The 12,937-nt window shown below is 40.7% G+C and carries 10 protein-coding genes; 3 read left to right on the plus strand and 7 right to left on the minus strand.

Features of this window, described 5'->3' with window-relative positions:
• The first annotated feature begins 78 nt into the window (after positions 1–78).
• A complete protein-coding gene (locus NYF15_RS05900; protein ID WP_371353073.1) occupies positions 79–2,748 on the plus strand; it encodes a GNAT family N-acetyltransferase in 2,670 nt (889 codons plus the stop codon).
• Positions 2,749–2,764: 16 nt separating this feature from the next.
• Positions 2,765–3,712 (plus strand): ion transporter, encoded by a 948-nt coding sequence (locus NYF15_RS05905; RefSeq protein ID WP_371353074.1) that lies wholly within the window; start codon positions 2,765–2,767, stop codon positions 3,710–3,712.
• A gap of 24 nt (positions 3,713–3,736) precedes the next feature.
• Here NYF15_RS05905 and NYF15_RS05910 read toward each other — a convergent pair whose 3' ends face one another.
• The 3 genes from NYF15_RS05910 to NYF15_RS05920 are packed head-to-tail and all read right to left on the minus strand — an operon-like array spanning position 3,737 to position 8,886.
• A complete protein-coding gene (locus NYF15_RS05910; protein ID WP_371353075.1) occupies positions 3,737–8,242 on the minus strand; it encodes an EAL domain-containing protein in 4,506 nt (1,501 codons plus the stop codon).
• A 12-nt stretch (positions 8,243–8,254) separates the two neighbouring features.
• Positions 8,255–8,683 (minus strand): GNAT family N-acetyltransferase, encoded by a 429-nt coding sequence (locus tag NYF15_RS05915; protein WP_371353076.1) that lies wholly within the window; start codon positions 8,681–8,683, stop codon positions 8,255–8,257.
• Between the two features lie 2 nt (positions 8,684–8,685).
• Complete coding sequence (locus NYF15_RS05920) at positions 8,686–8,886, minus strand: DUF3283 family protein (protein WP_130150748.1); 201 nt, start codon at positions 8,884–8,886, stop codon at positions 8,686–8,688.
• A 140-nt stretch (positions 8,887–9,026) separates the two neighbouring features.
• Here NYF15_RS05920 and NYF15_RS05925 point away from each other — a divergent pair, with 140 nt between their 5' ends.
• On the plus strand, positions 9,027–9,722 hold the full coding sequence (locus tag NYF15_RS05925; RefSeq protein ID WP_130150747.1) for a transporter substrate-binding domain-containing protein: 696 nt from the start codon (positions 9,027–9,029) through the stop codon (positions 9,720–9,722).
• Here the strand turns inward: NYF15_RS05925 and NYF15_RS05930 are convergent.
• From NYF15_RS05930 to zntR, 4 genes are all read right to left on the minus strand, one after another.
• Positions 9,719–9,967, minus strand: a complete 249-nt coding sequence (locus tag NYF15_RS05930; RefSeq protein WP_130150844.1) for a DUF1289 domain-containing protein — start codon at positions 9,965–9,967, stop codon at positions 9,719–9,721. The genes NYF15_RS05925 and NYF15_RS05930 overlap by 4 nt on opposite strands.
• A 99-nt stretch (positions 9,968–10,066) precedes the next feature.
• Positions 10,067–11,194, minus strand: coding sequence for a 1-acyl-sn-glycerol-3-phosphate acyltransferase (locus NYF15_RS05935; protein ID WP_130150746.1), 1,128 nt, complete (start codon positions 11,192–11,194; stop codon positions 10,067–10,069).
• 153 nt (positions 11,195–11,347) lie between these two features.
• Positions 11,348–12,502, minus strand: a complete 1,155-nt coding sequence (locus NYF15_RS05940) for an SO_0444 family Cu/Zn efflux transporter (RefSeq protein ID WP_371353077.1) — start codon at positions 12,500–12,502, stop codon at positions 11,348–11,350.
• A complete protein-coding gene (gene zntR / locus NYF15_RS05945) occupies positions 12,486–12,899 on the minus strand; it encodes a Zn(2+)-responsive transcriptional regulator (protein ID WP_193988341.1) in 414 nt (137 codons plus the stop codon). Before zntR ends, NYF15_RS05940 begins: the two co-directional genes overlap by 17 nt.
• Positions 12,900–12,937 lie beyond the last annotated feature (38 nt).

Below are 12,937 nucleotides of genomic sequence, written 5' to 3' on the forward strand. Positions count from 1 at the left end.
TATAAAAGGGTTATCTTATGTATATAAACTTAACAGACCCTGAAATGTTTACAACTAAGCGCAAGCGAAGGAAATAGCATGAGCGTTAAACGTATTAGCCAATTTTTTAATCCATCTTCAGTCGCTGTCATTGGCGCGTCAAACTCACCTAATCGTGCTGGTTTTGTGGTTATGCGTAATTTGCTACAGGGCGGATTCAAAGGCCCAATTATGCCGGTAAGTTTAAATCACAGCGCAGTGCATGGTGTGCTCGCTTACCCGAGTATCGCCAGCTTACCCAAAGTGCCAGACCTTGCCGTTATTTGTACTAATAAAAACACGTTAATAGACATAATCAAAGAATTAGGTGAGCTTGGCTGTAAACATGCTGTCATCATCGCAGCAGGCCTCACCCCTGACCAAAAGCAGCATTTAAAAGACGCTGCACAGGCAGCAAATGTGTCGTTACTTGGGCCTAACTGTTTGGGGTTGTTAATTCCTCACATTGGCTTAAATGCGAGCTTTTCGCACACGGTTGCAAGTCCTGGAAAACTTGCCTTTGTTTCTCAATCAGCCGCAGTTTGCTCCACAATTCTTGATTGGGCTAAAAATAAAGAAATTGGCTTCTCGTATTTTGTCTCTGTAGGTGACTGCATTGATATCAATTTTGATGAGCTACTCGACTTTTTAGGTCGAGATGCCAAAACCAAAGCTATTCTTTTATACATTGATAACATTGAAGATATCCGCAGCTTTATTTCCGCAGCACGGGCAGCCGCATTCAGCAAACCTGTCATTGCGATTAAAACCGGAAAAACCAGTGCAGGGGCACTTGCTGCCGAGATTCACACTGGGGGTAAACAAAGCTCAGATGCAGTGTACGACGCACTTTTTCAACGCGCAGGTATGCTAAGGGTAAATGACCTTAGAGAGCTATTTGCTGCAACACAAACTCTAGCAATGCACCCTAAACTTCTAAAAGTTGAACAGCTCACTATTTTAACAAACGGGGGGGGCCCTGGGGTCATGGCTGTGGACACGTTATTGCAAAGCTCTGGTAAACTCGCGGAGCTAAGTGATGAAACACGCTCAGCACTAAATAGAGTGATCCCACAATCAGAGATGACCTCAAACCCAGTGGATATTTTTGGTGACTCTGCTCCGAGGCGTTATCAACAAGCACTCGAAATCTTACTGCAAGCAAAAGAGGTTAAAAACTTACTCATTATTCACACTCCGTCCGCGCTTGCACCGAGTGAGGATTACGCAGAGATCATTGTCGAAACCTTACAAAAAATCCCAAAAATGGCACGCCCTTATGTCATGACTAACTTTATGGGTGAAGACGCCGCGTATGCAGCACGCAAAGTCTGTGCTAACAATGCGATTCCAACATACCGCACCCCTGAAGGGGCGGTTGGTGCGTTTATGCACTTGGTCAGTTATCGCCGAAATCAAAAGCACTTAACACAAACGCCTGAATCAAATACCGATGATGCAAAAATAAATAAAGAAGCTGCGCGCGCTGTAGTCAATGAGTTTTTAGCGGAAGAACAAAGCTATTTATCAACCCACGAAGCAAGTCAAATTCTCACTCACTATGGCATTGACTGTATTCAAACTGAGGTTGCTTACACGCCAACGGAAGCAAAAGAGCAAGCTATCGAACTTGGCTTTCCTGTGGCATTAAAGTTAATTAGCCCGAGCATTCCATCAAAATCAGAAGTAGGCGGTGTGGTACTTAACCTAAATGATGCGCAAGAAGTCGAACAAACTGCCTTTGCGATGCTACTTCGTATCAAAAACACCTACCCTGATGCTCATATTGAAGGGTTTTCGCTACAAAAAATGGCACCGCGGGCTGGCGCCAATGAACTGCGCATTGCAATTAAAACAGAACCCAACTTTGGCCCCGTTATTTTGCTGGGTGAAGCAGGCACTGGGCTTGAGTTTGGGCAAGCTGCTGTAGCGCTCCCTCCTTTGAATATGAATCTGGCAAAATACTTAATTGCTGCGGCCCACGATAAAGGCGTACTAAAAGATAGAGTACTCCCTGAAAAAGTCGATAAATACCGTTTATGCGCTCTACTAACACGAATTTCTCAGTTAGTAATCGACCAGCCTGATATAACCAGTGTTGAGCTTAACCCTATTTTAGCTAGTAATGGTCAGTTTTTAGTGCTTGATGCCACCATAGGACTCAGTCGTTATAAAGCCAAGGCAAACCGTAAACGTCTATGTATTCGCCCTTACCCTATTGAATTGGTAAAAGATGTAACGCTTAAAAACAATACCCAAGCGCAATTGCGGCCAATAAAGCCAGAAGATGAACAAGCACATTTAGAGTTTGATCAATCTTTAACTAAAGAGGATAGATACAAACGCTTTTTTGGTGAGCTGCCTCAATTTAATCACGATCAACTCGCAAAAATGACGCAAATTGATTATGACCGAGAAATGGCGTTTATTGTGAGCCAAGAACAAAATGGTTCAGCGTGCACCCTTGGCGTTTCTCGGGTATTAATGGACCCTGACAAACAAGAGGCAGAATTCGCGATTGTGGTACGCTCAGACTGCCAAGGTTTGGGGCTTGGCAGCATATTAATGAATGCTGCCATTGAGCACTGCAAAAACCAAGGAGTTAAACAAATTGCTGGTATAACATTACCGGAAAATATAGGCATGATAGAGCTTGCCCGTAAACTTGGTTTTAAAATCACTCGCGACTTTGAAGAAGGCAGCATTAATATGGTGCTACAGTTAAACTAAAAAACGGATCATTATTGTGCATCGTTTAAGAAATTATACTGCCCGTGTTTTTGAAGGGAATGGTAAATACCGCAGAGTAGGTCGAGCACTCGATGTGTTCTTGATGTCACTTATCATGATCAATGTTATTGCTATTGTATTAGAGTCGGTTGGTCCTTTGGCAAAGCAATATCATCAGGAGTTTTTAACGTTAGAGTTGGTATCGGTCGCCATTTTCACCTTAGAATACATATTAAGGCTTTGGTCTTGCGTGGATAAGAGCGTGCATAAAGAAAGCCCCTTAACGAACTCTAAAATTCGCATAAAGTACTTTTTTACCCCATTAGCCTTAATTGATCTGATTGCTATTTTGCCCACTCTGTTAATGGTATTTGTGAGTGTTGATTTACGCTTCTTACGTGTTCTGAGGCTAATGCGTATTTTTAAACTCACGCGTTACTCACGTGCCATGCAACTGCTTCTTAATTCATTTCGTGAAGAAAGCAGCTCCTTACTCGCCGCATTTTTTATCATGGCAGTGGTATTAATCATTGCCTCATGCGGTATTTACTTAATAGAGCATGATGTACAACCTGAAAAATTTGGCTCCATACCTGCAGCAATGTGGTGGGCAATGGTTACACTGACAACGGTTGGTTATGGCGACGTTGTGCCAATAACTCCACTCGGGCGGCTCTTTGGTGGTGCAATCACCTTAGTGAGTATGGGCATGGTCGCAATTCCGACAGGTTTACTCGCGTCAAGCTTCTCTGAGCAATTACGTAAACGTAGGCAACTATTTACTGATGCCGTCCACGAAGCGATTGAGGACGGCCACCTGACCCCCGTTGAGCAAGAGCACTTAGAGAACTTGCGCTATAAACTCGGGCTAAGTCAGCAAGAAGCGAATAAAGCGATTCATAATGAATTAAAAAACCGTAACCGTAGCCTTTATTGCCGCCACTGCGGAAAACGCCAAGACTAGCATTTTAATCGCGCATTAGGGTTTTTATTCAGTAAATTCATCTTGCCAATGGGCGTTCAATAATGGGCTAACCGAGTCGCCAGGTACAGGCTTACTAAATAAATAACCTTGAAAATATTCGCACCCTAATTGGCGTAAAAAGTGAAGTTGAGTCTTATTTTCGACCCCCTCAGCGACACATTCCTTCCCTAAGCTGCGAGCAAGGGTTAGTGTCGAATTAATAATCGCTTCATCATCTTTATCAATACCAATATCATGTACAAAGCTCTTATCTATTTTCAACACATCGACAGGAAAGCGTTTTAAATAGGTGAGTGACGCGTAGCCAGTTCCAAAATCATCGATATAAATTCGACAGCCTAACGCTTTAAGTTTTTCCATACTCTGCTGCGCTTTATTTGAATCATGCATCATCACGGACTCTGTGATCTCAAAAACCACAGCACTCGGCGGAATTTCTGATGTATCCAGTGCCTGATGAATATTCTCAACGAGATGAGCACTTTCAAAATCAAGCGCCGATAGGTTAATTGAAACATATAACTCAGGGTGTGTTATGCGCCACTGACGAAGCTCGATCAATGCTCGAGATAAAGTTTGCAGCATAATTTTTGTGATTAAGCCCGAGCTTTCAGCGGCGTTTGCAAAATCTTCTGGTTGGTAATTATCATTACTAGGCCAACGTAGTAATACTTCAAGACCTGCAACTTGCTGCGTTTTTGCACTAATAATTGGCTGATAATAATTACAAAACTCATGCTCTTGATATGCTTTGCTTAATTGAGATTCTAAATGCAAGGTGCGTTGAACTTGCAAGTTCATCTCCTGCTTATAAAACTGATAGCTCCCTTCAACATGTCCTTTCGCATGGTATAGCGCTACATTTGCAGCTTTGAGCAATGCTTTGGTGTTGTTAGCATCATCAGGGTAAATTGCAACGCCAACACTCAAATTAACTTTAACGGCTTGCAAGCTAAGCTCAATGTGGCTTTCAACACTCTCCATCACACTTGCGCACAATGCAAGTATCTCATCTATACGCTTAAAGTCCTCTGCAAGAATCATAAACTCATTGCCGTCAAACCGAGCAAGACTATCTTGTGGACGTAGTACCTGCTTTAAACGTTTTGCAACCCGCTTTATAAGCTCGTCAGATTCTTCATGTCCTAGCGAATCATTAAAATTTTTAAAACGCTTTATATCTACATTCAATAAAGCCACTTTTGTACGATGATAATCTGCTTGCTCAATGGCGTGATTAACACGATCACTAAATAAGGTTTTGTTAGGCAAGCCAGTTAAGGTGTCATAATTGGCCAGAAGATGAAGCTCATTCTCAGCCAGCTTTTGTGCACTAATATCGGTAACAATAATCACATAGCAATCTAATTGACGATTACTGCCAGCGACTGCACTTATCTTAATGAGCACTTGACGCTTTTCGCCACTGGCAACCGCAACAACATCCTCTGCAGAGAAATGTTCACCTGATTGCAGTTTTTGCATGATCCTTAAGTAATGAATACGTGCAGATATAGATAAGCCTAATGTTAGAGAGCGGCTTGAACGAGGATCCGCAGGGAAAGCAAAGGCATCTTGAAATGATTTATTAGTAGCTCGAATACGTAAATTTTTATCTAAAATAAAGACCCAATCACGCGTTTGTTCAAAGGCTGCACCAAACAAGCGCGCGTTTTCCTCAAAGACAAGCTCACGGGTCATATTCGTATAAGTTCCAGCTACTTTCTCAGGAACATTCCCATGCCATTCAACGACCTTACCGAAATCTTTATACCAACGCCATTGACCATCCGCATGACGTAGCCGATAAGTACAATTAAAGTAACCTTTTTCAGTTGATAAAAACTCTAACCATTCAAGGCGAAATGTTTGTTTATCGTGAGGATGTATCTTGGCTAGGTAATCATCCAAGTTGACCCCATCAACCTCATAGCCAAGCTCATTCTTAAGCCTTGGTTGATAGATAATGAGGCTTTTTGATGACCAATCCCACATCCCTGAGTGGCTTCCTTCTAATGCGAGCTTAAGACGGGCTTCACTTTCTTTACTCTCTTTGTGGGCAGCAAGGAGTATTTGTTGCGTACGATTTCGTCTGTAAGCCCACGTTGCGACCAGTAGAGCAATCAGCAATATATATAAGAAAATAAAATGAGGGGCTCGCCAAAGGGGGTATTTAACTTCTATATTTAAAATCGCAGGTGGCGTTAGCTCACCTGTCAAAGGGTCTTTTGCCCAAACTTTTAAATGATATTTGCCAGCACTTAATTTAGGAAAAAGAACGCGATTATTGTTGCGAGTATAAGTTTTTTGGCCATCCCCTAATTGATACTCGTAAATAATTCGCTCTTGGTAGTTAAATGCCATCGCTGAAAAGGCCACTTCAAGGCCGATATCGTCGTGTTCAAGCACAACGCTATCAATGGGTTGCTTGAGCTCTGCTGGTAAATCACGAGACATGAGATCAAGGTTCGTAATATTGACATGATCAATTAAAGCTTGTTGATAGTGGTTATCCATTGGGTAAAAATAAGTAAACCCTTTCAGCGTACCATAGACTATTTGCCCTGATTCTAGTTGTGTGAATGCCCCACTATTAAACTCTGTTGAAAGTAACCCTTCAGCCCCTGTAAATTGTTGGAAATGTAAGTTTTCGGGGTTCAAACGCCACAAGCCTTTGTGGGAGCTCATCCAAATCATACCGGCTTCATCTAACACCATGTCATAAAGCAAAGTGCCGAGTTTATTTTTTTCTAAATCAATTGTGTAGATATGCTCATAGGTCGTTGCATCAAGACCTATTAAGCCGAAATTAGATAAAGATAACCACAATACATTGTTGTTATCGATAATGTAGGACATAACATTAACAGCGACGTTTTCATGTTGCTCAGGAACAGTATAAATTGTTGTTAAGTCAAAGGTCTGCGGGTCTACTTGATACAAAATTCCCGCATTATAAAAAAGAGGTGCATCCGGTTTACTTGATAAAGCAGGCAGAAAACCATAGGCCAAAAAAGGTTCAAACTCATTAAATTTGCCACCTAAACGGGTCACTTTTTGGCTATCAATATTATATGCAAACATGCCATAATCTGGATGGACATAAAGTAAATCCCCAGTTGGCATCAATAATACACCATGCACCCAATCATTAATTAGAACTTGCTGTTCAGGATCTGCTGTTTTGACTGGATTAGCTTGTCCTGTTGTCGGATCAAAGCTAAAAATACCACGATTAGTGTGCAACCACAGTTTACCTTTGTAAGGCATGATTTGATAAACGCTAAATTCTGTTGTGATCAGATCAACTTGATAGTTTTTTAGATATACTTCACTTTCATAGGTATCTAAATCGACGGCAGTTAACCCATTATGAGTGGCAAGCCAAAGGCGGCCTTGATACTCAGTCAGCCCCCAAATAGAGTGGTGTGATAATCCATCACCTTTAATTGAGCTAGCAACAACATTAATGAAGTTATAGTTATCGTAAGACAAGTAAAATGCCCCATCATTTTTAGTTGCCAGCCACATACCGCCAGATCTATCTTTCACTACATCAATAATACTGGTGTCAGCAAGCGTGTAACCGCTCTTTTTCAGGCGGGTATTTTTTATCAACTCTCTCGTTGCTAGGGTATAATCAAACAGCCCCTTATCTGTTCCTAAGGTCACTTTTGATTCTTGTTGAATGATTTTCCAGATATTTAAATCACGTACTAACAGCTCATTATTAAAGGCAATATCAGGTGTTGTAAACATCTTATCAAGCTGGCTAATATCGACCTTATACAAGCCTTTAACAGCACCAACTAATAAGCTTTGTTCGTTGACTACAGCGAAAGACTTCACATAATTTTGATATATGTGGGCTGGTTTATCTTGCAAATGTTCAAGCTTTCTCACTTTTCCCGAAGCAATTTGGTATACATATGCTCCGTTACTTGTGCCCATAAAAATATACCCTTTATAAGGGTATAGCTCGCGAATGACACTGCTTTTTATTCGCTCTGGAATCTCAAATAATGAGGTTACTTGCTTGGTTTCTAAGTCAAGCTTTGCAAAATCCTGACCTCGCCCTAACCAAAGCGTTTTATCATCTACCGCAACCATGCTGAATACCGATTCAATGAATATTTGCTCTTCGGTAGTCGGTTTCGGGATAAATTGCTCATATGAATCTTCGCTAGGGTCATAACGAAATAACCCTGCTTGTATTGACGCTATCCAGATATACCCTTGTGGGTCTTGATAAATACGATCAATAATTGCGTCTTCAAGCTCACCGTTGGGGCCTTTAATGTTAACAACTTCATAACCATCATAACGGTTAAGTCCGCCCTCAGTTGAAAGCCATAAGTAACCGCTGTTATCGATGAGCATGGTGTTGACATAACTTTGCGATAAGCCTTCACTTGTTGATAAACGTTTGACCTGTGCAAAGCTGATTTGACTAGATAAACAGGCTATTAGAATGGTACAGAAGATAATTCTGGATAAAAACTTAGTCATTAACGTTCCAAATTACTTACTTGGCACGGCGTCACATGTAAACTGCATTGGGACAATATCTCGATGCGCATACACCTCAAACAACGATTGCAAAGAACAGGGTAATGTTAATGTATAGTTAAACCCATTTTGTAGATAGAAATCAATTAGATTTTGATAAGCAAAAGTAAAAACGTTCCCTTTTTGTTCGGCGAGTAGAGCCTTAAGTAACTGAGACGCTACATTTTTACCACGCCACTGGGCATCAACATATAACGTTGATAAAAATAAATAGCCATGTTGATTTTGTACACGACAGGCGCCAACAATGTTTATCTCATGGTAAGCAACCCACACTTGGTCAGCTTTCGTCGCTCTACCACGCGCACCGTGTTTATTATAAAACTTATTTACTAGCGGTGTTTTTATAGGATCGAGCAAGCAAAACGTTAGCTTGGGCATTACTAACTCATTAATGACAGGTAATGCTCAAATTGCTGCTTTAAAAATGCTTGTTCAGACATGGGTCTACTATTTATGCTTGTGTACACGCCTTCTCGCGTGTTTTTACCACGCTTAATCTGGTAAGCCCAAAAAGACGCTTCATAATCTAGTTGAATTTGGTACTTTTGCTCTCTTGGCAAATTACATAAATTAAAACTCATGCTATCTCAGGAATAAAGTGACAATTTTCGCAGTATAACAAAATAAAGAAAAAATTAGCATATTAACGACGTGCCAACCTTGATTTTAAACACGCATGAAAGTAAATTAACGGCGAATTTATGCTCGCAAGGAAAGCACAATGCCAAAGTTTATCATTTATTTTTTTGCATTTGTTTTACTTTGCGTTTCTTACTCTACTCACGCTAGTTTGTTAATATTCAACCGCCCTGCTGATACACCGCAAGCACGGTATGTCATAGATTTACTTCGTACGGCTTATAAAGAGATTGGTTACGAGTTGCACATTATTGATTTTAATCACCAAAGTTCCTTGGCTGCTGCAAACGAGGGGATTCTTGATGGGCAATTAGGCCGCATTGCAGACGTAACACAAGACTACCCTAACCTCTTAAAAGTTGATTTCCCATTGTTCAACTTTAATTTACTGCTACTAAAAAACTGTCAAACATGTCGTTATAGCGACCTAAAATCATTAGCAATCCAGTCCAGCTATCCTGCTGCACAAAGTTTTTTAGATAAACACCCATTTCATGGCGATGTTATCACTGTTAGAAATATCACTGCTCAGCTAAATTTACTGACGCAAAAACGCGTTGAAGGAACCCTCTTACTCGACTTTTTACTGTCAACGAAACACCCTAACTTTGATCAGAGTCCATTTCATAAAGAGATATTAATGCCCATGCAAAGCTTTCACTTTGTACATAAGCGCCACGCGGCATTAATCCCAAAGCTGACAGCAGCATTAAAGAAGTTAGATGAGCAAGGCACAGTGCGATTTTTAAAAAACAAATATAACCTTACCGACTTCTAAAAATCGAACCCCCCCTGCTCAGGGCTAGATTGTGTGTGTGCAGCGGCATTGAGTTTTTTCTGAAGGAAGCGTTTATAACGTTGCTGACATAAAATAATGACTTTTCTTTTTTCCGCATTACTGAAGTTATTCCAATGAAATCGCTCATCACGGCTGCGATAACACCCTTTACAGTAACCACGGTTATTAACCTGACAAATTCCTTTGCAAGGGCTTGGGATTTCAAATATTTCAATTTGTTGCATCACAATTTGCCAGTAAATTAAAGGTACTGAAAGTATAGCCTGAAATTTAGTCATAAAAAAAGCCACTTAAAAAGTAGCTTTTAAAATACCTTACTCTGATTAAGATTCGCTCGTTGCAAGCTCCGCTTTACGATGAAATGGCTTTGCATACATAGCCAAGACCAAAGGCTTTAATTCTTCAGGAACTTGGCTTAAACGCGTATCAAATGCTTCAGCGTCTTGTTTATCTATTACTGCTTGTTTACAGCCACCAGCAATATAATTACCTGGATGTAGGAAAAACGAATCAACAATTTGCTGATCAATGGTTTTTGCTAATTCCTCTGGTGATTCACAACCTGATTCGATTGGTTGGCCAAACGCTAAGTGAACATGCCCTTTAGCGGTACTGAAACCTTCAACAATGCTGGCTATATCTTCACCTTGCTGCTTCACATACTGGCCATGTTGTTGCTTATGATATAGCTCTTTTGCTTTTGCAATTGCACATGGTTCATACTGATAAGAAATAGAAACAGGTACTATTTTTAGCTCACGCACATAATCAGCAAATTCTTTTTTCTGTTTACGACCTTGTAATTGCAACATTTTAAGTAGTGCAGGATCCGTTTGGTCAAAACCATCCTTCGCACGACCTTCTTTTTGCGCTATCCAAATAGAGTGGCCTTCAGCCAGTGAATCATAAATATAAGCAGAAAGTTGCGATAGCGCTTTTAACATTTCTTTTGGTGCTTTTGCCGAGCGTTTAACGATAAAACTCTTATTTAAGCGCATTAACTCAGTAATATATGGAATTTGCAGCAGGTTATCACCAATTGCGATGCGAACAGTCGGCATGTTGTGCTTAAACAAGCCCCAGTTAACCAGAGCAGGGTCAAGAACAATGTCACGGTGATTAGAGATAAATAAATAAGCTTGCTTCGGATCAAGTTTATCGATACCTGAAAATGTGACTTCCGATGTAGTACGAGTAATTAGCTTATTCAGATAATCAGCAACTTCATGCTGAACTTGTTCAACTGAGTTGGTTTTACCCCACTTTTTTCTTAACTGCTGACGTACTAATGGGCGTGTTATAAACGGAAAATAAGATAAAAAGCGTGGTAGATTATACTTAGCGATAACATCCACAAAGGCATTATCAGCAATTAAACGTGCCACTGAATCTGCAACTTCATCATCATTGTAAGGTCTTATATCTGCGTATTTATCCACACATTCACTCATAAAAACTACTTAAGTTAAAAAACGGCACGCTTAGCGTACCGTTTAAAGAATTGGCGGATTATAACTCAGGCAATTTTAAATGCGAACCGAGACGCGATAGTTAACCAATATCTTCTCTCAATTGTTATTAAAATATATTTTTATAACAATAAATTAGCTAATGCTCTTACCAGTCTGTGTTGACTTCTTTAAGCACATTTTTAACGCTAACCTCAACATTAAAGCGACCAATAATACGCCACACACTAAGCTCAACCAGTGCGGTAATACTTGATGTTCATCCCCCATCATGGGTGCCACCACAAAACCAAACTCAGACACGAGGTAATCCGTTAAAAAACCGAATAGTAATGCAACGCCTATTACACCAATTAGATAAGCAGCTACAGCGCGTTTTCCCAACTCTTTACCCACCACCCCCAGTGTTGCAATATTTGTGGCAGGGCCTGCCAACATAAACACCAACACGGCGCCTGGTGATACACCACTGAGCAACAAACCTGCTGCAATAGGGGTTGAGGCCGTCGCGCAAATATACATAGGAATGCTAATTAGGATCACCACCAGCATTGCAAAAATGCCACTCCCCCACTGACTCAAGTACGACTCAGGCACATAGGTTTGGACCAGTGCGGCAAAAAATAGACCGATAACCAACCATATCATGGTATCTTCAAGCAACTTATTACAGCTAAAACTTATTGCGCGTTTAAGTTTTGCAACCCCCCCTTCAATTTTAACGGCTTCCTTTTTGCTTGCGCAGCAGCTTGTTTTCTCAACAGCAGGAGCTTGCTCTGTACTACAACAACTTGATGCAGGCTCTTTCGCGATTGCTTGCTTGGTGCTACAACAACTACTTGTTACTTTTTCATGGTTATTATTCGAGGCTTTAGTATGCTCATCATTAATTTCACTCTCTTTACCAACTAACATACCAGCAGCAATTGCACTGCATACAGCTGCAATCGGCCTGAGCACTGCCATAAACGGGCCTAATAAAACATAAGAAACAGAAACAGAATCAACACCTGTTTCAGGGGTCGATACTAAAAAAGCCGTCGTAGCACTTTTCGAAGCGCCAGCCCGTCTAAGTCCTATAGCGGCAGGGATCACACCACATGAACACAATGGCATTGGAGCGCCAATAAGAGCAGCTTTAATTGTGGTCCAAAGTCCTTCTTTACCAAGATGACGATTCAAAAAGTCAGTAGGCAAGTAAACATTTAATAGCCCTGCTATTAATAACCCCAACATCAACCAAGGGGCAGACAGTAAAAATAACTGCCAAAAATTAGTGAGTAAGTCCATCTATATCCTCCAATGTCGTTAATATAGAACAATTTTCAGCTGGCTCTTCACCGCCGCAACATTTTTGAGCTAATAGCGATAATGAATCATAAAACCGTGTTAACTCTTCAATACGTTGAGCGACTAAATCACGTTTTTGTAGCGTCATTTCTTTAACTTCATGGCACGAATGCTGATCTTTATGAATTTTTATTTGCAACAACTCATTTATTTCAGACAAGCTAAATCCCACGTTTTTAGCGCGTAAGATAAACGACATCTGTTTAATGTCTGTATCTGTATAAACACGGTACCCTGACTCCGATCGCGAACTAGGCGTTAACAAACCATGTTTTTCGTAGTACCTTAATGTATCTGTTGAAACACCCAACTTGCGGGCAAATTCACCTATTTTCATCACCGTCTCCATTTAAAAGCTTATACGTACTATAAACC

The sequence above is a fragment of the Pseudoalteromonas sp. 68 DY56-GL68 genome, assembly GCF_041414825.1.
In the GTDB taxonomy this organism is placed as follows: domain Bacteria; phylum Pseudomonadota; class Gammaproteobacteria; order Enterobacterales; family Alteromonadaceae; genus Pseudoalteromonas.

Bases quoted from the DNA above. Each gene is read 5' to 3' on its own strand.
- NYF15_RS05900 (WP_371353073.1), top strand. From the start codon at position 79: ATGAGCGTTAAACGTATTAGCCAATTTTTTAATCCATCTTCAGTCGCT.
- NYF15_RS05910 (WP_371353075.1), bottom strand. From the start codon at position 8,242: ATGACTAAGTTTTTATCCAGAATTATCTTCTGTACCATTCTAATAGCC.
- NYF15_RS05915 (WP_371353076.1), bottom strand. From the start codon at position 8,683: ATGCCCAAGCTAACGTTTTGCTTGCTCGATCCTATAAAAACACCGCTA.
- NYF15_RS05920 (WP_130150748.1), bottom strand. From the start codon at position 8,886: ATGAGTTTTAATTTATGTAATTTGCCAAGAGAGCAAAAGTACCAAATT.
- NYF15_RS05925 (WP_130150747.1), top strand. From the start codon at position 9,027: ATGCCAAAGTTTATCATTTATTTTTTTGCATTTGTTTTACTTTGCGTT.
- NYF15_RS05930 (WP_130150844.1), bottom strand. From the start codon at position 9,967: ATGCAACAAATTGAAATATTTGAAATCCCAAGCCCTTGCAAAGGAATT.
- NYF15_RS05935 (WP_130150746.1), bottom strand. From the start codon at position 11,194: ATGAGTGAATGTGTGGATAAATACGCAGATATAAGACCTTACAATGAT.
- NYF15_RS05940 (WP_371353077.1), bottom strand. From the start codon at position 12,502: ATGGACTTACTCACTAATTTTTGGCAGTTATTTTTACTGTCTGCCCCT.
- zntR (WP_193988341.1), bottom strand. From the start codon at position 12,899: ATGAAAATAGGTGAATTTGCCCGCAAGTTGGGTGTTTCAACAGATACA.